Raw genomic sequence first — 25,208 nt, 5'->3', positions numbered from 1 at the left:
TCAATGCATACCAACAGGAGGAATAGTAGCCATGTCAAGGGCAGCGCCCCAAAAAGAGACACGTTTGAACCTGTTGATTGTGGAGGACGAACCCGGTCATCGTCGAGCGCTTGAGGCACACTTTTCCAAATCGTATAACGTGTTGACCGCGGAGCATGGTCAAAAAGCGCTGGAAATCGCTTCGCAACAGCCGATTCACCTGTTAATCATCGACCTGATTCTGCCGGGGGGAACGGATGGACTGGATGTCATGCGCCGTATCCGACAGATACATCCCGAGAGCAGTGCGATTATGATTACTGCGCACCCCACGGTGCGCACAGCGGTGCAGGCAATGAAAGAGGGAGCAGTGGACTATGTCATCAAACCGCTTGACCTGGATGAGCTGAGGGTGAAAGTAGACAGAGCGGCGGAGCAGTATCTGCTGAAAGAGGAAAACCGTCGCTTGCGTCAGCAGCTGCGCACCACCTACGACTTTCGCAATATCGTGGGCAGAAGCGGGGTGATGCAAGAGGTCTACCGCATGATCGAGCAGGTATCCCAAAGCCGTGCTACGGTACTCATCCGCGGCGAGAGTGGAACGGGTAAAGAGCTGGTAGCCAAAGCCATCCATTACAGCAGTGACCGTGCCAACGGACCGTTTATTGCGGTATCCTGTGCGGCGTTACCCGAGACCCTGCTGGAAAGCGAGCTGTTCGGTCACGAGAAGAACGCCTTCACCGGCGCAACGACGCAAAAACCGGGACGATTTGAGCTGGCGCACAAAGGCACCCTGTTTCTGGACGAAATCGCCGAAGTGCCTCCTAACATTCAGGTGAAACTGCTCCGCGTATTGCAGGAACGCGAGTTCGAACGGCTTGGCGGTACCAAACCCATTAAGGTGGACGTGCGCCTCATCGCGGCAACCAACAAAGACCTCCGACAAATGGTGGAAGCCGGTACCTTCCGCGAGGACCTGTACTATCGCCTGCACGTGATCGAGATTTACCTTCCGCCCCTGCGTGAGCGAAAGGACGACATCCCGCTTCTGGTGGAACATTTCCTGAGTCGCTACAGCGAGGAGAACGGCAAAAACCTCAAGGCCTGCACACCGGAAGCAATGGAAATCCTGATGAAGTACCACTGGCCCGGCAACGTGCGCGAACTGGAGAACGTCATCGAGCGAGCCGTGGTGCTTGCCGATAGCGACACAGAACTCATCACGCCCGAGCTCTTGCCACCGTCCATCCTTGCTTCCGCAAAAATTACTTAAATTTTTCGCCCGAAATAGGCAAAAACGTGCCGAATGGCACGGAATTTGCAGCTATATCCGGGTGGTGTAAACCCTTTTGGGTAAACCGGTTAAGATGCAGGAATTGTATTTTGTCGTAGAAATCAGGTAATTACATCAGGGTGAACACTGGAAAGGGGACGCTCATAGTGTCTACACCCAGGATACTGGTCGCCGATAACGAGGTCAACCTGTGCAAGGTACTGGCGGCTAGGCTTCAACGGACGAATCTGGAATGTGTCATCGCACACGATGGCGTGCAGGCTGTGGAGATTATCCGTTCGCAACCGGTGGACGTAGCCGTTCTTGACGTTCGTCTCCCGCGCAAAACCGGTGTGGAGGTGCTGAAGGAGATTCGTCGCGACCGTCCGCTGCTGCCCTGTATCCTCATCACCGCCTTCGAAGACCCTGAACTGCAGGAAGAGGCAGTGCAGCTGGGAGCGAAAGCCGTACTGCAAAAACCCTTCGACCTGGACGCCTTCATTGACCTTATCTGGCGGCAGATAAGCGCGCCCATCTCAGAGACACAAATGCTTTTGCAAAACGGCGAAAAAGTGCTTGTGGATATCCGGAGAGGCAGTATGTCTTATACTTACACCCCACGGGTTATCTCGCAGGATGATCGCATCTTGGAGATAGAATCACCTATCATGATAGACCACGAGGTATTGTCGCGGGGGGTGGCCATCGTTCAGTTTACACGCGGCGATGGGATGTACCAGTTTCGCGCGCGCATTGAGATGGCGCCGATGCCCAGGCAATCCCTGTACCTGCGCAAACCCGTATCCATCCGCCGCCTGCAACGGCGCAAATACCAGCGCGTGATGGAACAGGGACAGGTTAGCCTGGCGTTTTCGCTTCGCCGTGAGCGCGAAGTCACTCCGCAAACGCTGAGCGGCGACCTGTACGACCTGAGCAGGGGCGGTTTCTCGGTGCTGCTGCCACAGGCTCCTCCGGTGGGAGAGGAGGCCTCTTTCCAGATGACGCTCCCTGCGGCGAGCCTGACTATTGTTGGACAGGCAAGGGTCGTGCGGGTGGGAAGCATGGTTGCGGACCGAATTCCCGCCGTCTACCGGGTGGGGCTACAGTTCACGAAGATTGCCCCTGCCATGCGCCGCGCACTGGAGGAGTGGCTGGAAAGAACACTGAAGCGGGTGTGAATCAGGTTTTTGAAGGAGGCGTGCTTTGCTGGTTCGTGTACTCTCCGGTACTGTACACGGGATTGAACCTCACACTATCGAAGTGGAAGTAGATATGCAACCGGGCGGAGTTCCCGGGTTTACCCTGGTGGGTCTACCCGACCGTGCCGTGCAAGAAGCGATCGACCGCGTGAGATTGGCAATCCGCAACTCAGGGCTTCACTGGCCCATGCGTCGTATCACCGTCAACCTTGCTCCCGCCGACCTGCGCAAAGAGGGACCCGCCTTTGACCTGCCCATCGCGATTGGCATTCTGGCAGCAGCGGGACAGGTGGACAGCGAATGGCTCAACGAAACCTTCGTTCTGGGCGAGTTATCGCTGGACGGCGCGGTACGCCCGGTCACGGGTGTGTTGCCCACCGCCATCCACGCCCGCCAGCAGGGTGTCAAGCGCATGATTGTGCCTGCACCAAACGCCCCGGAAGCAGCCATTGTAGGCAACATTCAGGTATATCCGGTTGCCAGCCTCGCCGAGGCGGTGACGTTGTTGAACACACGCGACGGTATCACTCCACTCAGCGACGACCCCGAACAGCTGCTGCAGCAGCCGCCCAGGTATGAAGTGGACTTCGCCGATGTGAAGGGACAACACCACGTCAAGCGGGCATTGGAGGTGGCTGCAGCCGGAGGTCACAACGTGGTGATGATTGGTCCGCCCGGCTCCGGCAAGACGATGCTGGCGCGCCGCGTGCCCACCATCCTGCCGCCGATGACGGTGGATGAAGCCATCGAGATTACAAAGCTCTACAGCGTCGCCGGGCTGCTACCTCCGAACACCGGGCTGTTAACCACGCGACCTTTTCGCTCACCGCATCACACCAGCAGTAACGCCGCGCTGGTCGGTGGTGGAAGCGTGCCGCGACCGGGCGAGGTCAGCCTGGCGCATAACGGGGTGCTTTTCCTCGACGAGCTGCCCGAATTTCGCCGTGAGGTGCTGGAAGTACTCCGCCAGCCGCTGGAAGACGGTATCGTCACCATCGCACGGGTGCAAGCCAGCATCGCCTATCCCGCCCGATTCATGCTGATTGCCGCCATGAACCCCTGCCCCTGCGGATATTTCGGCGACCCACAACACGGCTGCACCTGCTCGCCCACGCAGATTCGCAAGTATCAACAGCGGGTGTCCGGACCACTGCTGGACCGCATCGACATCCATATCGAAGTGCCGCGCCTTACCCCCGACGACCTGCTGCGTACCCAGCCGGGCGAGCCATCGGAAGCCATTCGCGAACGGGTGGTGCGCGCACGCCAGGTCCAGCAAAAACGGTTTGAGGGCACAAACGTCCGATGCAATGCACAGATGACCACGCGCCTGTTGCGCCAGTTCTGCCCGCTCTCCGACGATGTGAAAGCCATGCTGAGGCAGGTCAGCCAGCAGATGGGCATCAGCGCACGCGCCTTTGACCGTATCGTGAAGCTGGCGCGCACTATCGCCGACCTCGCGGGCGAAGAACACATCGGCTTACCCCACGTCGCGGAAGCCATCCAGTACCGTAGTCTGGACAGGCGCATCTGGCTGTAACTACATCCGAGCCCTTCACGCAAGCGGATAACACACTTTGCAATCGTCCTCACCATCTGCTACAATCAATACAGGAGCCACCTTGAGCCTGTTTGAACAGAAAAACCTGTACGAAACCGAAGCGGAGGCGCCGCTGGCGGCGCGCATGCGTCCCCGCACGCTGGAAGAGTTCGTCGGGCAGGAGCATCTGGTCGGTGAAGGAACCGTCATCCGCAAAGCCATCGAGAACGACCAGCTGGGTTCGGTTATCTTCTGGGGGCCGCCCGGCTGCGGCAAGTCCACGCTGGCGCGAATCATCGCCTCACATACGAAGTGCCACTTCGTGGAGTACAGCGCGGTGACCAGCGGCGTCGCTGAGGTGCGCAGAGCCATCGAAGAGGCGCGCAGCCGCCGTCAGTTGCACGGACAGCGCACCATCCTGTTTGTGGATGAGATACATCGTTTCAATCGCGCTCAGCAGGATGCTTTCCTGCCCCACGTCGAGAACGGCACGATTATCCTGATGGGCGCGACCACCGAGAACCCCTACTTCGCCATCAACGCGCCTCTGCTCAGCCGCTCGCGGGTGTTGCGATTTGAACCGTTGACCGAAGGGCACTTGCGAACGATTGTGGAACGCGCCCTCGCCGACGGAGAGCGCGGGCTGGGCAAACTGCGTGTGCACCTCCCTCCAGAATGCATGGACTACCTGCTGCGGATTGCCAACGGAGATGCGCGGGTTGCCCTGAACGTGCTCGAAGCCGCCACCGCCCTCGCCGAACCGGATGCGCAAGGCGGGCGCACTGTAACGTTAGAGATGCTGGAACAGGTGGTGCAACAGCGTGCCGCTCGCTACGACCGCGAAGGCGATGAGCATTACGACACCATCTCCGCCTTCGTCAAGTCGGTGCGCGGTTCCGACCCCGATGCGGCTCTGCACTACCTCGCCCGCATGATCCGCGCTGGCGAAGACCCTCGCTTCATCGCCCGCCGACTGGTCATTCTCGCCAGCGAAGACATCGGCAACGCCGACCCACACGCCCTGCTGGTAGCGGTGGCAGCGATGGAGGCGGTGCAGTTCATCGGGCTACCTGAAGCGCAGATTACGCTGGCGCAAGCTACCACCTACCTTGCCTGCGCTCCCAAGAGCAACGCCAGCTACGTTGCGCTGAACAGGGCAATGCACGACCTGGAAACCCAGCCTCTGGCTCCCGTCCCCCTGCACCTGCGCGACGCGAGCTACCCGGGCGCACAGAAGCTGGGACACGGCAAAGAGTACATCTACCTGCACGATTACCCCGGACACTGGGTGCCCCAGCGCTATCTGCCCGAAGGCAACTGGAACCTGCCTTACTACGAGCCTACCGATAACGGCGTGGAGCGCAAGATCAAGGAGAGGCTGAACCTGTTGCGCCAGCGGCTGGGCTACTCCACTCCCCATCAAGAAGCAGAAGATACTCCCGAAAACCCTTGACAAACCGCAGGTTCTTGGGCATAATATATAGTGGATGCTGCGGGGTCGTTCAGCGGCAGGACGCCTGGCTCTGGACCAGGTAACGGTGGTTCGAATCCATCCCCCGCAGCCATTTTATTTTTTCAGATATCCATCTCACCTCTCATCCGCTCATACCATGCCTTCAGAGAGGAACGCACGAAGTATAATCTCGTCAGTGCCTTTGCTGTCTGTCCCGGGCGCAATGTGCCAAACGATGGTGCGCTGTGGATGCAGGAATACTCCATGTTCTGGAACAGAAACAACACAGGTTTAGACACCGTTGCCGCCAATCGCCTCCCATCGGGGGCGACAATCGCCATCCAGCCCTCCGCTATCACGTCGGCAGGAGTTGCCTTGAAGTTCGCTACAAAAGGAATCTCCGCGCCGGGTGGTGCTCCTTCCACATTGTAAAGCTGCACCGTGGGGCGTTCGCTGAACACGCGATGCAGCTCCACCAGACGCCTGAACTCTCCCTTCACCCTCACCCAGTGACGCATACACTCGTTATCTCGCAACACGCTGGAACCGCAGTTGAAGCAGTTGAATGCCATACCCTGCCGCCATACACGGTCACTGCAGTTGGTCAGCGTGGTAACGGCATCCACATAATCCTCATACGGTGTGATGAGCAGATGATAGCGCAGCTCGCCCGGCATCTCGCCGGTGCTTTCCCATGCTCCATCGTCGGTTTGTCTCCACTGCGGCTTGATATCGCCATACCATACCGCCCGCGCCGCGTCCCCGATGGCTTCAGGGAAACCCAGAACAAAGCGGTCGCCCGGAAATGCGGGTACCTCCGACAAAGCTGCCGCCATCTGTCCCTGTGCTGCCTCCACCCGGATCCGCACCATCAGTGCACCTCCTTCGCACACCGAAACCCGTACATATCGCCCCGATTGGTTCGCCAGCCGCTCATCGTGCGGGACGCCACCCGAAGGTTCAAAGGGCTCCGCGTCAGCCAGCAACCGCCCTTCAGCACTCCCACTGCCGGATTGAGCCTGTCCGCACACCACTCGGCAACGTTGCCCGACATGTCCACCACGCCATAAGGGCTGACGCCTTTGGGAAAGGAACCAACGGGAGCGGTATTGGGCATACCATTTCGCGGCTGGCGGTTCCAGCAGCAGGCATTGGGGTCAAAGCGGTTGCCCCACGGGTATAGACGCCCGTCGGTACCGCGTGCCGCCTTTTCCCATTCGGCTTCGGTGGGCAAACGCGCACCAAGCCACCTCGCGTACGCTTCGGTATCCTCCTGGCTGACGAAAGTTACAGGGTGGTCCAGCAGTTCGGCGGGAGGAGTGTTACCTCGCCAGTGTAGAGGAGGCGCGTAGCCCGTAGCTCTGCAGAACTCGGCATACGCACGATTGGTTACAGGATACTTCTGGATGGCAAAAGACGGCACATACACCACGCGGCGCGGCTGTTCCCCGCTGAGCCATGAAGGGTGATGCCGATACTGCTTCGCCAGCCGTTCCGCCTCCTCAGGCGAAGTACCCATGAGAAACTCCCCACCGGGGATGATAATCCACTCATTATCCAGCATAGCCGGGCTCCTAAAGCAGTTTTGCCGCCATTCTCTCTATTTCGTCGAAGCGCTCATCCACTAAATACGCGCCGTAATGCACCAGTCCGCGTTCGGGGATATGCTGCCACGCCGCCCATGGTGGTCCCTGACGCCATCCTTTCACCTGTGCGCTGACCAGTGCGCGTTCAGCACGGATGAAAGCTTCCAGCTTCGCTTCACTCCAGCGCGGCATCGCCTTCGCCACCTTTGCAAGACGGTCAGTGATGAGTTCGGCGTAGCGTTTACCTAACTCAGGAGAAGACCCCTTCTCGATAGCATCATTCGCTCCGTACTCCGGGTCGGCGCGGATGCGCCTGATATCCACCAGGTCGGGCAGAAGATACATCATCAGCGAAGTCTCGCCGATACCGGCATGGTCCCCCAGGTAACCCGCGTCCTGTGCCAACCAGTACTCCGGTGTGCCCAGCACAGGTATCTGCAGCCTCTCCGACATCCGGGCAGCGGTCTCGCGTACCACGATTTGCTGGTTGTGCCCGTAGTGACCAGTAAGTATGATGATTGCCTGAAACCCCAGCCGATGGAACTCACTGCACAGTCTTTCCAGCCATGGACGCAGCAGGTAGTTATCCCATGTGAGCTCGGGTTCCATCACCACCGTTGCGGGCTTGTCAAGACCACCCATGCCACCATATACAGGAGGATGCACGACGCCGCCTCCTGCCTTCTTTGCCGACAGAACGCACAGCGCATGTGCTTTCAGCGCGTCCAGCCCCAGGCAGTTATGCTCGCCGTGCCATTCCACCGTGCCCAGAGGCAAAAAGACCACCGGCAGAGCGTCAACCGCTGCGCGAAACTCGGCAGGTAACATCCGTTCCCATTGAGTGGTCTCTTTGGGCATCTGCAGTAACCTCCTCACACAGCTTTCTCTTCCAGAACCAAACAGGGCAGCCCATCGGTAGGCTGCCCTGCACACAGCATCACGCCACTCCCAGCAACAGGTCTATCACCAGCTGGTCCAGTTTCTCGTAGTTCAGTCCCTTCTTGCCCAGCGCGTCGATGTCAAACTGCTTCCGGCGCAGAGCCTGCGCGTTCTGCGGTGAGTAATGGCTCATCAGGCTCTCCAGCTCGGCGTCGCGGGGCTGAATCTGCACCAGCAGCTCCTGAATGGCGGAATGCTCGTTAAACTGCTTTGCTTTCTCCTTGAGGATGAGGTAAGTGCGCATACAGCCCTTGGCGAACTCCCACACGCCGTCTTCGTCTTCGGTGCGGTAGGCGTGCGCATCGAAGTGTCGCGGACCGTCGTAGCCATGGTCCTCCAGCAGTTTCACCAAGAAGAACGCGCCCTTGATGTCTTCCGAGCCGAAGCGCAGGTCCTGGTCATAGCGGTTGAGCTTCTGCGCATTGAGGTCAATGTGGAACAGCTTGCCTGCTTCCAGCGCCTGTCCCACCGCGTGGGTGAAGTTCAAGCCCGCCATGTGCTCGTGCGCCACTTCGGGGTTGACGCCCACCATAGCGGGGTCGTCCAGCGTCTCGATGAACGCCAGCATCGCGCCCACGTTGGGCAGGAAGATATCGCCGCGCGGCTCGTTGGGCTTGGGCTCCATCGCAAAGCGCAGCGTGTACTTCTGGTGCTTCACATAGTGGATGAGGAAGTTGATGCACTCGCGATAGCGCTTGATGGCGTCGACAGGGTCTTTGGAGGCATCGCACTCGGTGCCTTCGCGTCCACCCCAGAAGACGTATATCTCCGCGCCCAGCTCCACCGCGAGGTCTATCGCCTGCATGGATTTCTGCAAGGCATAGGCACGCACCTTCGGGTCGTTCGACGTGAACGCTCCGTCCTTGAACACGGGGTGGTAGAAGAGGTTGGTCGTGCCCATGACCAGCTTCATGCCATAGTCATCCAGCGCTTTCCTAAACTCCTTGACGATGCGGTCGCGTTCGGCAGGGGTGGCATCGATAGGCACGAGGTCGTTATCGTGCAGGTTCACGCCGTACGCGCCCAGCTCCGACAGTTTCTGCACCGCGCGGATGGGAGTGACGGCATCACGCACCACATCGCCGAAGGGGTCGCGCCCGCGGTTGCCCACCGTCCACAGTCCGAAAGTGAACTTATGCTCTTTGCGAGGAGTGTAGGTATCCATTTGCCACAGCCTCCTTTGCACGGGATGTATTCTCTTTCCCGATATCACGCGGGTATTCCTGTAGACTGCGAGAGGTGCTGACGATTCACGTCCGTGATATACTATAGCCGATGGCGCTACCTGAACCCTTTTTGCAACGACTATCTCGAATCGTGCCACCGGAGCGGTTCGAGGACTGCGTACGCACCTTTCGCGAGCCACCAGCCGTCGGGGCACGGGTGAACACCCTGCTGGCGGAGCGCGAGATGGTGTTGGAAGACCTGCGTACGGCAGGCTTCGAGGTGCATCCCGCCGCCTGGTACCCCGATGCCTTCTGGGTTCCCCCGCAGCAGCGCGAGGCGTTGCTGGCTTCCACCTGGGTACAAAACGCGCTCGTTTATGTGCAGAACCTTTCGAGCATGATACCCGCACTGATGCTGGCTCCTCAGCCGGGGGAAGAGGTGCTGGATTTGTGCGCCGCTCCGGGCGGCAAAACGCTTCAGCTGGCGTCGATGATGCAGAACGAAGGGCATTTAGTGGCGGTAGAAGCGGTGCGGACACGCTTTTTCAAGCTGCGCGAGAACCTGCGACGGCATGGCGCGGGCTTCGTGCAGACCGTACAGGCAGAGGGCGAGTGGGTCTGGAAACGCTGGCAGGCACGCTTTGACGCGGTGCTGCTGGATGCACCCTGCTCCAGTGAGGCGCGCTTCCGCGAGGACGAGCCAAATACCTGCCGCTACTGGAGCCTGAAAAAGATTGGCGACATGGTGCGCAAACAGAAGTCGTTGATTTACTCGGCGATACGGTGCCTGAAGTTCGGAGGCAGGCTGGTATACTGCACCTGCACCTTCGCGCCGGAAGAGAACGAAGGGATTATCGCCCATGCGCTGAAAAAGTTCGGTGATGCCATAGAGGTGCTGCCCCTGCCGCTGCAGGTAGAGGGCATGGTCTCCGCGCTGAGCGAATGGGATGGGCATGTGTTTCCCGATGCTGTCCGTCATGCCAGGCGGATACTGCCTTCGTCGCGGATGGAAGGCTTCTTTGTGTGCTTGATACGGAAGAGGGAGGATGCCGATGACACCGCGTGAGGTCATACGTCGCAACTTAGAGCGTGATAATCCGCCGCGAATCGGTATGGATTTCGACGGCGGCAGGATGAACGACTTCTGCTTCGCCGGTTTCTCGCCCTCCGAAAACTGGCAGCAGAAACGGTGGGTGGAGGGCGAGGTCGAATACTTCACCGATGAGTGGGGCAACGTCTGGTACCGTTCCGTACACGGTGGGCAACGTGGGGAGGTCTTCCAGCCCGCGCTGGACGACTGGGCGAAGCTGAAGGACTACCAGCTACCGGATATGGACAACCCCAAACGCTACGAGAGCGTGCGCCAGCGATTCGCTCAGGAGACCGAACGCTATCGCGTGGGTTTTCTGCCCGGCTTCCCGTTCGCCATTTGCCGCTACCTGCGCAAGATGGAAAACTACTTTGCCGACCTGGTGCTGGAGCGAGAACACGTCGACGAGCTGCACGAGCGTGTGACTGCGCTGCTGGAGCGCATCATCGCTTTGTATGCGGAGGCAGGTGCGGATGCGGTGATGTTCGCCGAGGACTGGGGCGTGCAGGACCGTCTGCTCATTCATCCTTCGATGTGGAACGAGATTTTCAAGCCCCTGTTCGTGAGGCTGTGCCGTACGGCCAGAGCGCACGGCGTGAAGGTCATCATGCACTCCTGCGGATACGTGTGGGACATTCTGGAGGGCGTGGCGGAAGCCGGCATCTGCTGCATGCAATTTGACCAGCCCGCGCTTTACGGTCTGGAGCGACTGGCTGCGAAGCTGCGCGAGCTGAACCTGTGTCTGTACTCGCCCGTAGACATCCAGCGTGTGCTGCCAACCGGCAACAGAGAGTTGATTGAGCGTGAAGCACACCGCATGGTGGAGCTGTTTCAGGGAGGCTTCATCGCCAAAAACTACGGTGACCTGCAAGGTATCGGCGTAGAGCCAGAGTGGGACGAGTGGGCGTATCAGGTATTCTTAAAATATGCGCGTACCGATAACGTGCTGTGATTACCTGCCGATGGCATGGCGGGCGATACTGGACCATCGCCTGCGCTCGTTGCTCACCATGCTGGGCGTGATTATCGGTGTGGCGTCGGTGCTGCTGCTGATCGCCATCGTGCAGGGCTTGAAGACCGAGGTGACCCGGCAGATCGAGCAGTTCGGTGCAAATCTGCTGTTTGTGGTGCCGGGTCGGGTGGATGCGTCGCAGCCGTTCAATCCCATGAGCATTCTCGGCTTGAGCACGCTGACTCCCGAGGATGTACAGGCGGTGCTGAGAGTGCCGGGCGTCAAGCGCGCCGTGCCCGTCATGTTCATCGCCGGGGGCGCAAGACACGGTGAACGCTGGGCGGCGACCGCCATCGTACTGGCAACCGAAAGCGCGTGGCAATCCATCCGCCAAACGCCGATGGCAGAGGGCAGATTCTTCAGCCCTGCGGAAGAAGGCGAGCGTGTGTGCGTACTGGCGCACGGCGTGAAGCAGGAGTTGTTTGGTGACGCGCCCGCAGTGGACAAAGAGGTCGTGGTGAATCGGGTGCCGTTCCGCGTGGTCGGCGTGCTGGAAGCCGACGATTCGAGCAGCATGTTCGGCAACGCCGGCTGGGATTATCTGATTTACCTGCCGCTGCAGGCAGCCCAGGAAGCCATGCAGTCGAAGCAGATTCACCGCATCGTGGTGCAGGCGGTGGCTGGCGTAGAGCCCGAAAGCCTGATCGAGCAGGTGAAGACCGCCATGCGCCAGAGCCATCTGGGCAACGAAGACTTCACCGTGCTTACCCAGAAAGACCTGCTGAAGCTCATCTACACTCTTTTGAACCTGCTGCAGATTGCGCTCACCGGCATCAGCAGTATCTCGCTGATTGTGGGTGGGGTGGGGATTATGAATATCATGCTGGTCTCGGTGACGGAGCGAACCCGCGAAATCGGCATCCGCAAGGCGGCAGGGGCGCGCCAGCGCGACATCTTCTGGCAGTTTCTGACGGAAGCGGTCATCCTCTCGCTGACCGGTGGGGTGCTGGGCATCGTTCTGGCAACGGGCGTGGCGGAAGTGCTTCGTCGCAGCACGGTGCTGAAACCCGAAATCACGGTTGGGGCGGTCGCTCTGGCGTTCGGGGTGAGCGTGTTGGTGGGGATTGTGTTTGGCGTGGCTCCCGCCATCCGCGCTGCAAGCAAAGAGCCGATAGAGGCGTTAAGGTATGAGTAGGCCTGCCTGCAGCTCACGCTCCTGAAGTGCCTCCGCCGCGTAGCGTAGCGCTTCCTGCTGGGGGTCAATAACACAAATTGGCTGCCCGGGATGGATTCGAACCACCACTAACGGCTCCAAAGGCCGCTGTCCTGCCATTAGACGACCGGGCAGCACCGATAATATTATGCCCCGTTACAGCCACCTTGTCAAGGGAGAGAAAAAGGTATCCGGCAGGAGAACCCGTTTGTCTCGATAAATTACCAAATACGCGAGGAACTTGTAGCGCAGGGAGGACATCCGGTGTGAAAATCCATGAGTATCAGGCTAAAGAGGTACTGGCGCGCTATGGCATGACCGTGCCACGCGGGCGCGTGGCGTCCACTCCCGAAGAGGCGCGAACCATCGCGCAGGAGCTGGGTGGGCGCGTGGTGGTGAAGGCACAGGTTCACGCGGGCGGACGCGGCAAAGCAGGGGGCATTCGACTGGCAGACACCCCCGAACAGGCAGAGCAACACGCGCGAGACCTTATAGGGTCGCGACTGGTCACTCCTCAGGCGCCACAGGGGGTGTTGGTCGAAAAGGTGCTGATTGAAGAAGCCATCTCCATCGCGCAGGAGTACTATCTGGGAATCACTTTAGACCGTGCGCGGCAGCGCGACGTGGTGATGGTCAGCGCGATGGGCGGGATGGACATCGAGCAGGTGGCAGAGGAACATCCCGAAGCCATCGTCAAGGTGTGGGTAGAGCCCTGGCAGGGGTTAATGCCCTATCAGGCGCGGCAGGCGCTGTATGAGGCAGGCATCGCGCGGGAGGCGGTTCCCACAGCGACAAAGTTCCTCCTTGCGCTTTTCAAAGCCTATGTGGGAAGCGATGCCTCTCTGGCGGAAATCAACCCCTTTGTGCTGACGCAGGATGGACAGTGCCTTGCCGCCGATGCCAAACTGAACATCGACGATAACGCCCTGTTCCGCCATCCCGAGTTCAACGAGTATCGCGAGGAGAGCCACGAAGACCCCATCGAGGCGGAGGCGCACCGACGGGGCATCCAGTACGTGCGGTTGGGCGGCGACATCGGCATCATCGGCAACGGTGCGGGCCTGGTGATGGGCACGCTGGACGAGGTAAGCCGCGCGGGAGGCAAACCGGCGAATTTTCTGGACATCGGCGGCGGCGCGAAGGCAGACCTTGTGCGCAACGCGCTCGAGATTGTGCTGATGGACCCCAACGTCAAGGGCGTGTTGTTCAACGTGTTCGGGGGCATCACGCGCGGCGACGAGGTGGCAAAAGGCATCATCGAGGGCATCCAGAGCCTGCAGGTAAAGGTGCCTATCGTCATCCGGCTGGCGGGCACGCGGGCGGAGGAAGGGCTGGCGCTACTGCAGGGAACCGACCTCATCCCCGCCGTGACCATGCAGGAGGCGGCTCGGAAGATTGTGGAGGTAACGCGCTGATGGCGGTGCTGATCGATCAAAACACGCGCGTGCTGGTGCAGGGTATCACCGGACGCGAAGGCGAGTTCCACACGCGACAGATGCTGGAGTACGGCACGCAGGTAGTAGCAGGGGTGACGCCGGGCAAGGGTGGTCAGGAGGTGCTGGGCGTGCCGGTATTCGATACCGTGAAGCAGGCGGTAGCGGCGACCGGAGCCGACGCTTCGGTTGTTTTCGTGCCGGCACCCTTCGCAGCGGATGCGGTGCTGGAGGCTGCGGACGCAGGCGTGCGTCTCGTCGTGTGCATCACCGAGGGCATCCCCGTGCAGGATATGGTGAAAACGGTCGCACTGGTGCGTCAAAAAGGCGTGCGCCTTATCGGTCCCAACTGTCCGGGCATCATGACTGCTGGGCAATGTAAAATCGGTATCATGCCGGGCAATATCTTCACGCCCGGGCCCGTGGGCTTAATCTCGCGTAGCGGCACGCTCACCTACGAAATCGTGGACTTGCTAACAAAATCGGGGCTGGGACAGTCTACCTGTATTGGAATAGGCGGTGACCCGGTGCTGGGTAGCACGTTTGCAGACCTGCTCCCGCTGTTTGAAGCCGACGCCGAGACGCAGGCAATTGTGCTGGTGGGTGAAATCGGCGGCTCGGATGAGGAGATTGCAGCGGAGTATATCCGCACGATGCGCAAGCCGGTGGTCGGCTTCATCTCCGGGCGCACTGCGCCGCCGGGCAAGCGCATGGGGCACGCAGGAGCGATTATCTCGGGGCGCACGGGAACGCCACAGGCGAAAGTCGACGCCCTGCGCGCGGCGGGCGTACCGGTAGCGGACGCGCTCTACGAGATACCTGAACTGGTCAAACAGGCACTGGGACGCCGAACCTGACAGGAGGTGTTCCGATGAGAAGGACGATTTGGCTCGCGCTGGTGATGGCGCTGGTGTGGACGGCCAGTGCGACGGAACTGAGTCGGGCGCAAGATCTGGGCAAGATTCTGCGCGGTGGTGTGAAGCTGGTGGGTATCGGCTATCTGGTGAAGCAGAACGCCAGAGCGCTGGACAAGTTCATCAATGAGATTACCATCCGCCGGAATGTGCCCATCCATCAGGCGACCAAAGTGGTACCCATCCTGAGCATCGGCGACAAGGGCTACGTGGGCGCGGCGCAGGTGATGGGTCCCAAAGAGGCGGTGAACAAGGTGCAGGCGGTGTTCCAGATTGAAGAATCGCTGGACAGGTTCCGCATCAAGGTGCTGGTTCCCAGCGACAGCCTTACCGGTTTGCGTCGGGTGGAGAAGGTCGGCATCTCCGCATTGATTGACGTGGCGCTGGAGGGCGGTTTCAAAGTGACCCACCCGAAGGGATTAGGTGGCAAGGAGGTCATCGCCGCGGCGGCGGTGGCGGTGGCGGTCAAAAACGCGGGCAACCAGCTGAACGAGGTCATCAACAAGCTGAGCATGCGCAAAGGCGCGGAAGAGTTTACCAAGGTCATCCCGATGGCGACGCTGGGCGAGAACGCCTATATCGGCGGTGCGCAGGTGTCGGGAGCCTATGCCGATGTGGACAAAGTCGCCGGCGTGTGGCAGTATGAGGACCTCTTCTCGAACGGCATGTTCCGCGTGAAGATACTCATCCCCACTGACGACCTGAACCCGCTGAAGCTGCGCCGTGTGGACGGCGTGGGCTTAACGGCAGTGATAGACATGCGTGTGATGAGCTGAGTTGCCCTCACCCCCTGCCCCTCTCCCACGCGGTGGGAGAGGGGTTATTGTTTGCCCTCACCCCCTGCCCCTCTCCCACGCGGTGGGAGAGGGGTATATTCATTGCCTCGAGCCTCCATGTAACCGCAGGCTTCATCCTGCGCAAAATGAGCCTCCCCAGTTTTCTTCCAGGGTTACAGTTTCACGTTACCCTCCAGTTTTTTTACCGGTTTCACGATAATTCAGCATGAGGGACATCCTGTGCACTGGTTTCCACGTGGAAGGATTCCTCACACGCCCCCAGCCGCCTGCCGGTCTGGGGTATAAGAGGGGGCAGCCAATGGCTCGTTGGAAGGGAGTCTTCAACAAGCAGGGCATCATCGGGCTGGACCTGGGCAGCTACACCATTAAGGCGGCCCAGGTGGAGCCTACTCGTACAGGCTGGCGACTGGTGCAGGTTGCGCAGTACCCTACTCCACCGGACACGATTCGCGACGGTGTTATCGTGCAGCCGGAGGAGGTTGCAGATGCCATCAAACGGCTTCTGCGCGATAATGCATTCCGAGCCTCCGCAGCAGTCACCGCCATTGCCGGCGCGCCGGTCATCGTCAGACAGGTCACCCTGCCCAAAATGACAGAGGCAATGCTACGCAAAACCATTCGCTATGAGGCAAGTAAGTACGTCTCTACCTCCATCGAGGACAGCTATATTGGCTTTGAAATCCTCGGTGACGTAGAACACGCTCCAGCCGAAGGCGAACAGCCGGAAAATGCGGAGAAGCAAATGCAGGTGTTGCTGGTGGTCGCCCCGCGCGAGATGGTGGATGCGCAGATTCGCACCCTGGAGCTGGCGGGACTGGAAGCGCTGGCTATCGAGGTGGAAGCGTTCGCGCTCTTCCGCGCCTTGTTCGAAATCAACAGGGTGGCACTGGAAAAGCTGCAGGAGCGCCCCGTTGCCCTTGTGGATATCGGTGCCTCATGCACCAACCTGTATATCGTTTCAAGCGAGGGCTTCTTCCTGACACGCAACATCCCGATTGCGGGTGACGCCTTCACGCAAACAGTGCAGGCAACGTTGCACTGCAGCTGGTCGGAAGCGGAAAAGTTCAAGCACACTGTAGACTTCCGGCAACTGCTGAAGCGTCGCAGCACTCGCTCACGTGCCCCGGTGTCCGCAGAGGAGGGCGAAAGCGGTTCAGAGAGCGCGAGCAGTCAGGACGAAGCGGTACTGAAGGCTCTACAGGGGCATGTTGATGAGCTGCTGCGCGAGATACGCCGCTCGCTACACTACTATCAGTCCCAATTTCCGGAGGGCAGCCCTCAAGGGCAGGTCGGCAGCCTGGTCATCACCGGGGGCAGCTCTCGCCTCGGGGGGTTCGCGGAGTATGCTTCGGCACGGTTGGGCTTGGAGGTCGAGCCAGGCGACCCGTTCAACAACCCCGACTTTGATACCGCGCATATCTCCGCCGAAGCGTTACAAATGTTTACCCCTGTGCTGGGAATCGCGGTAGGACTGGCAGTGCGTGAGGCGTTCGCCGAACGGCAGCGTCATGCCGCCTGAATCGCACAGGGAGAGGAGGTACCGGCATGCCGTTTATCAACATGATATCGGAGCGCAGAGAGCAACAGGCGAGGTTGATCCGGCGTCGCAAACAGTTGCTCGCCGTCCTGCTTACAGAGGTCGGAGTGCTCGCGGGGGTGTTCTCTTTCCTGGGCATGAGTAATATGTCTCTGCAGGCACGCCTGCACCGCGCCCAACAGGAAATCAAGAAGCTCCAACCCACCCTGGAGCTGATTGCCAAAACCGAGCGCGACACACAGGCGTTGATGCCCAAACTGCGCACCCTCAGCGAGGCACAGCAGCATACCGAGCGCTGGTATGCCACCATCAACGGTATCGCCCGATGCCTGCCTGCGGATGTGTGGCTCACCGGCATTACCAGCTCTCAGGCGCAGGATAGCGAGAAGAAAAAACAGACTACATTGATCACTCTCACCGGTTCTACCCTTACCCAACAACAGGTCGGTGAGATGATGCTGCGCTTGAACACCATTCCCACCTTCGAAAAGGTGGAACTGCACTACACACAGCAGCGCAGCTACAACAACTTCGAGACGGTAGACTTCGAGGTGGCAGCGCGCATGCAGACGCCCGAAGAGAAGGAGGGCAAGGATGAAGCTGGCAGTTCGTAACTCCGATGGTACCGCAGTACTGCGCGGTCTGGTCACTATCTGCATAGCGGTGCTGCTGCTGGGTGCGGGAGCCATTTACTGGCAGTACACCGGCTACACCGACCTGCAAGCGCGTGTACAGGCAGCGGAGAAGCAGGTGGAGGAGGGCAAAACCATTGCTCAGCGCCTCGACCAGACGCAGCAGCAGTATCAGAGTGTCTTGCAGAAGCTGAAGCACCTCGAGCTATCGGTTAGCGAGCGCGCCTATATCCCCACCCTGCTGAAGCAGCTGGAAACCAGCGCGAAATCCCGACGCCTGACAGTGCTGTCGGTACGCCCATCCAGTGCGCAACCGCAGGCAAAAGCCCAGCAGGAAGGCGATGAACAGGAAAAAGAGGAGAAGCAGAAGCCTGCTGAGCCCTATGAAAGACAGGTTATCGATGTCTCGGTACGGGGTCAGTTCTGGGACGTCATGCGTTTCACCGAAGACCTGACCCGCTTCCCCAAAATCCTGGCGGTGGACCGGGTGCAGTTTCGACCGCGCCAGCGCAAGGAGCCCACAGACCCCTTTGAAGTGGAGGCGCAGTTCACGCTAACCGCCTTCATCTTCCGTACCCCGGAAGGAGGTGCTCAGCCATGAAGAAACTGGACCGCAAACAGATGCAACAGGTCGCCGTGCTGGGCATTCTTTTCCTGGCAGCCATTGGCTATGCCGCCTACCAGCTGTTTTTCACCGGAGCGACCGGCGCCAGCACGAAGAGCGCATCCGCGACCACTACGGAGCAACAGGCAAAGGACGTGGAACCACAGACAACTGCGCCAGCCTGGCTCAACACGTCTGAGCCTGCCCGCGATCCCTTTGTGGTGCCGCCTCAGTTTGACAACCTGAGGCAGAACCGGGTGCAAGCCTTACGGCAGACGCCGACACGGGTGGCTTCCGCACCCAACGTCAGTGCGCTACCCCCCATGCCGGTCATGCCCGTTTCGGGTGGCACAGTGGGCGCGCCATCGTCTGCAGACAGCCAGTCCCCCCCCGCATCACAACCCGAAGCGGAACCGAACATCACGGTGACCGGTGTGGTGGTGGGTGAGTATCCTGTGGCGATACTGCGCTCGGAAGGCGGCAACCAGCGCATCGTGCAGCCCGGATACCAGCTGGAGGGTGGCTATGTGCTACGCACGGTGTCACGCGAAGGAATCGTTCTGGAAAAGGACGGCAAAACCGTAACATTGCGTCCGGGAGGTAATCCGAATGCGAAGTAGATATTCCCTCTTGTCTGTAGCACTGCTGTTTATGGTGGGAGCGTCTGCGCTGGTGCATGGCGCCCCCAACAGCAAAAGCGTACAGGTACATTTCAACCAGACCGACACCTGCTTTCAGGTGATTATGCGGCTGAGCGCACCCGTTGCTCCGCCCACACTACAGTTCTACGGCAAGCGAGGATGGGTGTATGTGGACGTACCTGCCGGGCTGATAGGCAAAGCCAAAATCGAGCGTGTGCGCAGTGGCGGCATCCTCTGGGCACGCTACGGATGGTATAAGGCTCGCCCGCCCATCACGCGCATCTGGGTGGCTACCAGCGAAAGGCGACCAGCACAGCTAATCAGGCAAGATGACGGTAGAACACTGGTGCTTACGGTATGGAAAATCGGGCACTCGCCGGACACCGCCCCTGTGCAGGAGAGCAAGCCAGTCACACCTGCCATCGCCAAACCGCAGAGCGTCTCCACACGGGAGATGCCCAGGCCGGTGGCGAGCCTGGCACAGCCTGCCAGAGAAGAACCAGTACAGCTACCCGTTGCCGAGACAAAGCCTGAACAGACGCCACCAGCCACCGAGCAACCCGTCGCCCCCGCACAGCCGGAGAAACCGGTAGAGAAGCCGGTGCAGACATCGGGCAACGAAGTGCAGGTCGCACAGCTGCCTGAATCCAAACCCGTGCTGCCACAGAAGCCCGCAGGCGAAACGCGCGTTGCTGCGGCGCCGCCTCGCCCCGCTCCTCGGGTAACGGTGGACTTCGTTGGGGCGGAAATCGCTGACGTGCTGAAGGCGCTGTCTCTGCAAACGCAAACCAATATCGTCACCAGCCCGGAGGTCAAGGGTACAGTCACCGTGAGCCTTGCAGGCGTGGGTGTGGAGGAGGCTCTTGACCTCATCACTCGTCTGAGTGGCTACCGCTATGCGAAACTGGGCAACACCTACGTGGTGGCGACTCCGCAAGGGCTACAGAACCTGCTCAGCGGCACGCAGACCTCTGCGCCACAGGCGCGGGTCACACAAATCGTCGCCTACCGCTATGCCGACCCCAACAGCCTCGGCAAGGTGATCCAGGAACAGGCGCCCGGAGTACAGATTTCGTGGAACCTGACCAGCGCTCAGCCCAGCAAGGGCACGGGCACAAAGGTGGCACTGGTGTCGGGCACCGAAGCGGAGGTACGCACCGCTTCAGAGCTCATCGAAACGGTGGACAACACCCTCAGCCAGTCCCAGCAGGATGTGGTCGTGGACACCTATACGGTCAAACACGCCTCACCTACCGACCTGCGCAACATCGTTTCGGAGCTGATTCCAGAGGTCACCATCATCATGGGACCGCGTCCGGGCTTCAATCTGCTCGCCCCCGCGCCGCTGGGCGACTCGGCGGGCAGAACGGTGGGCGAGAAAGGCATAGACCAGGCATTGCAAAGCGGTAGCGGCGCGGGCGGAGGTGGACAGCAAGGCGGTAATCAAGGACAGGGGAGTTCAGGAGATGCTTCCGTCGATGAGCGGGTGAACACGCTGATCCTGATGGGTCCGCGTGCAGCAGTAGACCGCGCTAAAGAGGCTCTGGCTCGCATCGACACCGCGCCGCCGCAGGTACTGATCGAGGCGAAGGTGGTGGAGGTCAGCACGGACGTAGATAACACGCTGGGCGTGCTGTGGGACTTCAGCAGCACCAAAGCCAACTTCACCCTGAGCACTCCGAACCCGCCCGACCGCGGCAACTTCGGCACCATCGTGTTTGGGCGGCTGACGCGCGACGCCATCGGCATCAGCGCCAAGCTGGACGCCCTGTTCAAGGACAACAAGGCGCGTCTGCTGGCGAACCCCAAGCTGCTGGTGCTGAACGCCAAACAGGCGCAGATATTCATCGGCGATGAGGTGCGCTACATCGAGAGCGTGCAGTCCACGCAAAACGGTGTCAGCGTCACCACCGGCAAGGTGAACGTCGGCATCCAGCTCAACGTGGTTGCCAAGACCAACCCGGAGGGCGACATCACCCTGCAGATTCACCCTGAAGTGAGTCTGATTACCGGTTTCCTCAAGACCCCGGTAGGCGGTGAGATACCCCAGGTATCGCGCCGATTTGCCGACAGCGCCGTGCGTCTGCGCAGCGGTGAGACTCTGGTTATCGGAGGGCTCATCTCCCAGCGTGACCTGAAGCTGGTGCAGAAGGTGCCCCTGCTGGGAGACCTACCGATACTGGGCTACCTGTTTAAGCAGACCAACACCAAACGCAGCAGTTCGGAGATTATGGTCTTCTTGACCGCCACTCTGTGGAAAGAATAGAGTGGAGGATTTGTGAGACAGAGGGTGATCTGCGATGCCGCTATCGCCCTCACCCTCTGCACATTCTCTGTGAAAGGGGTGGGCAATGTAGCCCGCCGGAGAGTACACAACAGCCATGGCATCCACGACCGGTGAGATATTTGTACAGGCGGGCCTCATTACCCGCGAGCAGCTCGCAACAGCGATTGAAAAGCAAAAGCAACTGCAATCGCACGAAAATATCGGCGAGTTGCTGGTGGATATGGGGTTGATCACCGAACGCGACCGCGTCCGGTGCATGGGCGAACACTGGGGCGTCGCCTACGTGGACCTGGCTCAACAGCCCCCAGAACCCGACGCAGTAAAGCTGCTATCGCAGGACATCGCACGTCGCTTCAAGGCGATCCCCGTCAGCCTCAACAACGGGCGATTGACGGTGGCGATGGTCAATCCACTGGACATCTTCGCCATCGATGAGATTCGCCTCATCACCGGCAAAGACGTGGAGCCGGTCATCGCTACAGAAGAGGACGTGCTGAACGCCCTCAACACTGCCTACCGCCAAGAAGCGGCAGTTACCGATGTGCTCAGCCAGGTCGTGCGGGAGATAGACTCCGCCCAGATAGATGTGCAAACCGCCACGAAACAGGACGAGGAAGAACACCTCAGCGTGGAGCAGCTCCGCGAACTGAGCGAAGACGCCCCTGTAGTGCGCCTGGCGAACCTGATCATCACCAAAGCGATTCAGGACAAAGCGAGCGATATCCATATCGAGCCATCCAAAGAATTTGTGAAGGTGCGCTATCGCATCGATGGCATCATGCAGGACGCGATGGTACTGCCCAAAAGAGTGCAGGCATCGTTGATCAGTCGCTTCAAGATTATGGCGGACATGGACATCGCCGAGAAGCGTGTGCCACAGGACAACCGTATCTCCGCCGTGATAGATGGCAAGACATACGACTTCCGTGTCTCCACATTGCCCTCGGTACACGGTGAAAAGGTGGTCATGCGCGTGCTGGACCGAAGCAGCATCACGGTGGACTTCCACAAACTCGGCATGTTGCCTTACACACTGGAAATGTTTGAGGCGATGATTACCCGCACTTATGGAATAATTCTGGTGACAGGGCCAACCGGTTCGGGTAAATCGACCACGCTTTATTCCGTTTTATCCAAGCTCAACTCGGGCGAGAAGAACATCTTGACAATCGAGGACCCGGTGGAGTACGAGCTGCAGGGCTTGACACAGGTGAACGTCAACCCCAAAGCGGGCATGACCTTTGCAGCGGGGTTGCGCGCGATGCTGCGTCAGGACCCGGACATCATCATGGTAGGCGAGATTCGCGATGCGGAAACTGCCATCATTGCCATTGAAGCCGCGCTGACGGGACACCTGGTGCTATCCACCCTACACACCAACGACGCACCGGGCGCGGTGGCGCGATTGCTGGATATGGGTGTGGAACCGTTCCTGATTGCCTCCTCGCTGGTGGGCGTACTGGCTCAGCGGCTGTTGCGCACGATATGCTCCAAATGCAAAGAGCCATACGTGCCGCCGCGCGACGCGATGCAACGGTTAGGCATGAATATCGAGGGAAACTCGAACGTGACCTTCTATCGCGGACGTGGCTGCGAAGTGTGCAAAGGCACCGGCTACAAAGGACGCACCGGTATCTACGAGCTGATGCCGGTTACCGACAAGGTGCGCGAGCTTATTCTGGCGCGGGCCTCCTCGTACGCCATCCGGGAGGCGGCTATCGAGGCAGGGATGCGTACCCTGCGCGAAGATGCCATGCAGAAAATCCTGCTGGGCATCACCACACTGGAGGAATCGTTGCGTGTCATCTACTCGGGCTAACATGGAAAAACGGTATCGGAGGTAGAACAGATGGCTTCAATAACCGGGGTGTTTCCGAAGTCGCCCCAGGACGTGGTACAGAACATCGGCGAACTTGCCGTGTTGCCGCAGGTGGTACTGAAAGTGCTGGATATGACCAGCAACACCCGCGCGACCACACAGGAACTGGAGGACGTCATCGGACAGGACCAGGCGTTGACCAGCAAGGTGCTGACGCTGGCAAACTCCTCGTACTACGGGCTTCCCCAGCGCGTCAGCTCGCTGCGCGAGGCGGTGATGTTCCTGGGCTTCCGCGTGGTGCGCAACATCGCCATGACCGCATCCTGCTACAACATGTTTATCGGCAAATCCGATAGCCAGAGCCTGCTGAAGCGGCGCATCTGGAAGCATTCGGTGGATACCTCACTGCTCACGCGCCTGGTATGCGCCTATGCCCCAGACGTCGTACCCGATGAGGCATTTGCGGCAGGTTTGCTCCATGATATCGGCAAAACGGTGCTCGAGCAATACTATCCTCAAGCGATGATACAGGTAGTGCAGACCGCAGAGCGGCTGGGCATTCGCCACCATGAGGCGGAGGAGCAGATTCTCGGCTTCAACCATGCGGACGTTGGACTGGCGCTCGCCATTCACTGGAATCTACCAACTGCTCTGGCGGAATCTCTTGGCTACCACCACTGCATCTCCGCTGCATCGGTGGCCCCCAGACTGGTAGCCGTGGTGGCTATTGCCAGCGACATATCCAATATGCTGGAAGATGGAGCCAGCGATGAGCAGTGGATAATGTACGTCGATGAGAACGCGCTGCGGACATTGGGTATCTCCTCCGACCAGATGGAAGCCTTGCTGCAAGGCTGTCGGGTAGAAGTGGAACGCAGTATGGGACTGCACAGCATGGCAGCGTGAGAAGGGGTGATTTCACATGGGAGCGGGTTATGCTCCAAAACATACAGGAATTGACGACCTGGAAGACTTGATGCCGCTGGAGGGAGACGGTTTCCCCGCATACTCCAGCCATTCGGCGCAAGGGGTTATGGAGAGGGAGGACAGCTCCGCCGACGCCGAAACGCTCTCCATCGAGGATGTGCATATCGACGACCTGTTGCGCATGACGGTGGAGAAGGGCGCGTCAGACCTGCATCTGTCCGTCGGGCTGCCGCCCATGGTGCGCGTGGATGGGCGTCTTTACCCGTTGCCGTTTGCACCCCTCAACCCGCGCGATATCCAGCGTCTGGTGTACGATATCCTGACCGGCGACCAGATTCAGAAATTCGAAAAGACCAAGGAGCTGGACTTCTCCTACGGCGTCAAAGACGTCGGCAGGTTCCGGTTCAATGTGTACCGCCAGCGCGGCTCGGTGGGATGCGCCATGCGCGCCATCCCCTCGGCGATACCCTCGCTGGAGCAACTGCGCCTGCCCCCTATCCTGCGCGAGTTGACCAGACGCCATAGCGGGCTGATTCTGGTAACCGGTCCCACCGGTTCTGGAAAGTCGACCACCATTGCATCGATGATCGACGTTATCAACACGGAACGTAACTGCCATATTATGACGATCGAAGACCCTATTGAGTATCTTCATTCGCATAAGAACAGCATGGTGAACCAGCGCGAGCTGGGTACCGACACCGACTCGTTCCACAATGCGCTGCGTGCGGTTCTGCGCGAAGACCCCGACGTGATTCTGGTGGGCGAAATGCGCGACCTGGAAACCATCCGCGCCGCTCTCACCCTGGCGGAAACCGGACACCTCGTTTTCGCTACCCTGCACACGCGCAACGCACCGCAGACCATCGACCGCGTGGTGGACGTGTTCCCACCGGAGCAGCAGGAGCAAATCCGAATCCAGCTGGCAAACACGCTGGAGTCGGTGATTGCCCAGCAGCTGTTGCCCATGCTGGGTGGTGGAAGAGTGGCTGCGGTGGAGATTATGATTGCCACCCCTGCCATCCGCAACCTGATTCGGGAAGGCAAGGTGCATCAGATTTACTCCGTCATGGAAACCAGCGCACAGCAGGGAATGCAAACAATGGACCGCGCCCTGGCTGATTTGCACCTGAACGGGCTGGTCTCCTTTGAAGAGGCTGTACTGCGCTGCATTGACCGTGAAAACTTCATGCGGTTCGTGCAATCGCAATAAACGAGGAGAGTGAG

At 59.7% G+C, this 25,208-nt stretch carries 22 protein-coding genes and 2 tRNA genes; 19 read left to right on the top strand and 5 right to left on the bottom strand.

The genetic code is table 11. From position 1 onward, the window contains the following. Positions 1-31 precede the first annotated feature (31 nt). The 5 genes from K6U75_05420 (at position 32) to K6U75_05400 (ending at position 5,556) form a co-directional block, all read left to right on the top strand. The gene (locus K6U75_05420) at positions 32-1,252 is read left to right on the top strand and encodes a sigma-54 dependent transcriptional regulator (GenBank protein MCL6474473.1); all 1,221 of its coding nucleotides are present in this window, start codon (positions 32-34) and stop codon (positions 1,250-1,252) included. Between the two features lie 167 nt (positions 1,253-1,419). After that, positions 1,420-2,430, top strand: a complete 1,011-nt coding sequence (locus K6U75_05415) for a response regulator (GenBank protein MCL6474472.1) — start codon at positions 1,420-1,422, stop codon at positions 2,428-2,430. Positions 2,431-2,455: 25 nt separating this feature from the next. Beyond that, positions 2,456-3,991 (top strand): YifB family Mg chelatase-like AAA ATPase, encoded by a 1,536-nt coding sequence (locus K6U75_05410; protein MCL6474471.1) that lies wholly within the window; start codon positions 2,456-2,458, stop codon positions 3,989-3,991. 145 nt (positions 3,992-4,136) lie between these two features. Next, on the top strand, positions 4,137-5,444 hold the full coding sequence (locus K6U75_05405) for a replication-associated recombination protein A (protein MCL6474470.1): 1,308 nt from the start codon (positions 4,137-4,139) through the stop codon (positions 5,442-5,444). Positions 5,445-5,482: 38 nt separating this feature from the next. Continuing rightward, a tRNA-Gln gene (locus tag K6U75_05400) sits at positions 5,483-5,556 on the top strand. Between the two features lie 10 nt (positions 5,557-5,566). On the opposite strand, the gene K6U75_05395 is transcribed toward K6U75_05400, so the two are convergent. The 4 genes from K6U75_05395 to xylA form a co-directional block, all read right to left on the bottom strand. Then, positions 5,567-6,316, bottom strand: coding sequence for a hypothetical protein (locus K6U75_05395; protein ID MCL6474469.1), 750 nt, complete (start codon positions 6,314-6,316; stop codon positions 5,567-5,569). Next, a complete protein-coding gene (locus tag K6U75_05390) occupies positions 6,316-7,008 on the bottom strand; it encodes a formylglycine-generating enzyme family protein (protein ID MCL6474468.1) in 693 nt (230 codons plus the stop codon). Before K6U75_05390 ends, K6U75_05395 begins: the two co-directional genes overlap by 1 nt. Before the next feature lie 10 nt (positions 7,009-7,018). Then, positions 7,019-7,888, bottom strand: a complete 870-nt coding sequence (locus K6U75_05385) for a creatininase family protein (GenBank protein MCL6474467.1) — start codon at positions 7,886-7,888, stop codon at positions 7,019-7,021. A gap of 79 nt (positions 7,889-7,967) precedes the next feature. Then, positions 7,968-9,134 (bottom strand): xylose isomerase, encoded by a 1,167-nt coding sequence (xylA, locus tag K6U75_05380; protein MCL6474466.1) that lies wholly within the window; start codon positions 9,132-9,134, stop codon positions 7,968-7,970. A 110-nt stretch (positions 9,135-9,244) separates the two neighbouring features. Here xylA and K6U75_05375 point away from each other — a divergent pair, with 110 nt between their 5' ends. The 3 genes from K6U75_05375 to K6U75_05365 are packed head-to-tail and all read left to right on the top strand — an operon-like array spanning position 9,245 to position 12,372. Then, positions 9,245-10,201, top strand: coding sequence for an RsmB/NOP family class I SAM-dependent RNA methyltransferase (locus K6U75_05375; protein ID MCL6474465.1), 957 nt, complete (start codon positions 9,245-9,247; stop codon positions 10,199-10,201). Then, positions 10,188-11,177: a hypothetical protein gene (locus K6U75_05370; GenBank protein MCL6474464.1), complete on the top strand. Its 990-nt coding sequence runs from the start codon at positions 10,188-10,190 to the stop codon at positions 11,175-11,177. The genes K6U75_05375 and K6U75_05370 overlap by 14 nt, the downstream gene beginning before the upstream one ends. Further along, positions 11,152-12,372, top strand: a complete 1,221-nt coding sequence (locus tag K6U75_05365) for an ABC transporter permease (protein ID MCL6474463.1) — start codon at positions 11,152-11,154, stop codon at positions 12,370-12,372. Before K6U75_05370 ends, K6U75_05365 begins: the two co-directional genes overlap by 26 nt. A 78-nt stretch (positions 12,373-12,450) precedes the next feature. On the opposite strand, the gene K6U75_05360 is transcribed toward K6U75_05365, so the two are convergent. Further along, a tRNA-Gln gene (locus K6U75_05360) sits at positions 12,451-12,524 on the bottom strand. A gap of 132 nt (positions 12,525-12,656) precedes the next feature. Here K6U75_05360 and sucC point away from each other — a divergent pair. The 11 genes from sucC (at position 12,657) to K6U75_05305 (ending at position 25,194) form a co-directional block, all read left to right on the top strand. Next, positions 12,657-13,805 (top strand): ADP-forming succinate--CoA ligase subunit beta, encoded by a 1,149-nt coding sequence (gene sucC / locus K6U75_05355; GenBank protein MCL6474462.1) that lies wholly within the window; start codon positions 12,657-12,659, stop codon positions 13,803-13,805. After that, on the top strand, positions 13,805-14,680 hold the full coding sequence (gene sucD, locus K6U75_05350; GenBank protein ID MCL6474461.1) for a succinate--CoA ligase subunit alpha: 876 nt from the start codon (positions 13,805-13,807) through the stop codon (positions 14,678-14,680). Before sucC ends, sucD begins: the two co-directional genes overlap by 1 nt. Positions 14,681-14,694: 14 nt before the next feature. Beyond that, positions 14,695-15,513, top strand: a complete 819-nt coding sequence (locus K6U75_05345; protein ID MCL6474460.1) for a hypothetical protein — start codon at positions 14,695-14,697, stop codon at positions 15,511-15,513. A gap of 319 nt (positions 15,514-15,832) precedes the next feature. Next, positions 15,833-17,053: a type IV pilus assembly protein PilM gene (gene pilM, locus K6U75_05340; protein MCL6474459.1), complete on the top strand. Its 1,221-nt coding sequence runs from the start codon at positions 15,833-15,835 to the stop codon at positions 17,051-17,053. Positions 17,054-17,079: 26 nt separating this feature from the next. Then, a complete protein-coding gene (locus K6U75_05335; protein ID MCL6474458.1) occupies positions 17,080-17,685 on the top strand; it encodes a PilN domain-containing protein in 606 nt (201 codons plus the stop codon). After that, a complete protein-coding gene (locus K6U75_05330; protein MCL6474457.1) occupies positions 17,666-18,304 on the top strand; it encodes a type 4a pilus biogenesis protein PilO in 639 nt (212 codons plus the stop codon). The genes K6U75_05335 and K6U75_05330 overlap by 20 nt, the downstream gene beginning before the upstream one ends. Continuing rightward, positions 18,301-18,927 (top strand): hypothetical protein, encoded by a 627-nt coding sequence (locus K6U75_05325; protein MCL6474456.1) that lies wholly within the window; start codon positions 18,301-18,303, stop codon positions 18,925-18,927. Before K6U75_05330 ends, K6U75_05325 begins: the two co-directional genes overlap by 4 nt. Next, positions 18,917-21,214, top strand: coding sequence for a hypothetical protein (locus K6U75_05320; GenBank protein ID MCL6474455.1), 2,298 nt, complete (start codon positions 18,917-18,919; stop codon positions 21,212-21,214). The genes K6U75_05325 and K6U75_05320 overlap by 11 nt, the downstream gene beginning before the upstream one ends. 115 nt (positions 21,215-21,329) lie before the next feature. After that, positions 21,330-23,054: a type II secretion system ATPase GspE gene (gene gspE / locus K6U75_05315; GenBank protein ID MCL6474454.1), complete on the top strand. Its 1,725-nt coding sequence runs from the start codon at positions 21,330-21,332 to the stop codon at positions 23,052-23,054. 30 nt (positions 23,055-23,084) lie between these two features. Beyond that, positions 23,085-23,960, top strand: a complete 876-nt coding sequence (locus K6U75_05310; GenBank protein MCL6474453.1) for an HDOD domain-containing protein — start codon at positions 23,085-23,087, stop codon at positions 23,958-23,960. A 178-nt stretch (positions 23,961-24,138) separates the two neighbouring features. Then, positions 24,139-25,194, top strand: a complete 1,056-nt coding sequence (locus K6U75_05305) for a type IV pilus twitching motility protein PilT (GenBank protein ID MCL6474452.1) — start codon at positions 24,139-24,141, stop codon at positions 25,192-25,194. Positions 25,195-25,208: the final 14 nt, after the last annotated feature.

This window comes from Bacillota bacterium, assembly GCA_023511455.1.
Classification (GTDB): domain Bacteria; phylum Armatimonadota; class HRBIN16; order HRBIN16; family HRBIN16; genus HRBIN16.
The sequence above is the reverse complement of the archived record's forward strand: the minus strand, read 5'-3'. Positions and strand labels throughout refer to the sequence as shown.

What these genes read in the sequence shown, in the direction of transcription:
- K6U75_05420 (MCL6474473.1), top strand. Translation starts at nt 32, where the DNA reads ATGTCAAGGGCAGCGCCCCAAAAAGAGACACGTTTGAACCTGTTGATT.
- K6U75_05405 (MCL6474470.1), top strand. Translation starts at nt 4,137, where the DNA reads ATGCGTCCCCGCACGCTGGAAGAGTTCGTCGGGCAGGAGCATCTGGTC.
- K6U75_05395 (MCL6474469.1), bottom strand. Translation starts at nt 6,316, where the DNA reads ATGGTGCGGATCCGGGTGGAGGCAGCACAGGGACAGATGGCGGCAGCT.
- K6U75_05390 (MCL6474468.1), bottom strand. Translation starts at nt 7,008, where the DNA reads ATGCTGGATAATGAGTGGATTATCATCCCCGGTGGGGAGTTTCTCATG.
- K6U75_05385 (MCL6474467.1), bottom strand. Translation starts at nt 7,888, where the DNA reads ATGCCCAAAGAGACCACTCAATGGGAACGGATGTTACCTGCCGAGTTT.
- xylA (MCL6474466.1), bottom strand. Translation starts at nt 9,134, where the DNA reads ATGGATACCTACACTCCTCGCAAAGAGCATAAGTTCACTTTCGGACTG.
- K6U75_05375 (MCL6474465.1), top strand. Translation starts at nt 9,245, where the DNA reads ATGGCGCTACCTGAACCCTTTTTGCAACGACTATCTCGAATCGTGCCA.
- K6U75_05370 (MCL6474464.1), top strand. Translation starts at nt 10,188, where the DNA reads ATGACACCGCGTGAGGTCATACGTCGCAACTTAGAGCGTGATAATCCG.
- K6U75_05365 (MCL6474463.1), top strand. Translation starts at nt 11,152, where the DNA reads ATGCGCGTACCGATAACGTGCTGTGATTACCTGCCGATGGCATGGCGG.
- sucD (MCL6474461.1), top strand. Translation starts at nt 13,805, where the DNA reads ATGGCGGTGCTGATCGATCAAAACACGCGCGTGCTGGTGCAGGGTATC.
- K6U75_05345 (MCL6474460.1), top strand. Translation starts at nt 14,695, where the DNA reads ATGAGAAGGACGATTTGGCTCGCGCTGGTGATGGCGCTGGTGTGGACG.
- pilM (MCL6474459.1), top strand. Translation starts at nt 15,833, where the DNA reads ATGGCTCGTTGGAAGGGAGTCTTCAACAAGCAGGGCATCATCGGGCTG.
- K6U75_05335 (MCL6474458.1), top strand. Translation starts at nt 17,080, where the DNA reads ATGCCGTTTATCAACATGATATCGGAGCGCAGAGAGCAACAGGCGAGG.
- K6U75_05330 (MCL6474457.1), top strand. Translation starts at nt 17,666, where the DNA reads ATGAAGCTGGCAGTTCGTAACTCCGATGGTACCGCAGTACTGCGCGGT.
- K6U75_05325 (MCL6474456.1), top strand. Translation starts at nt 18,301, where the DNA reads ATGAAGAAACTGGACCGCAAACAGATGCAACAGGTCGCCGTGCTGGGC.
- K6U75_05320 (MCL6474455.1), top strand. Translation starts at nt 18,917, where the DNA reads ATGCGAAGTAGATATTCCCTCTTGTCTGTAGCACTGCTGTTTATGGTG.
- gspE (MCL6474454.1), top strand. Translation starts at nt 21,330, where the DNA reads ATGGCATCCACGACCGGTGAGATATTTGTACAGGCGGGCCTCATTACC.
- K6U75_05310 (MCL6474453.1), top strand. Translation starts at nt 23,085, where the DNA reads ATGGCTTCAATAACCGGGGTGTTTCCGAAGTCGCCCCAGGACGTGGTA.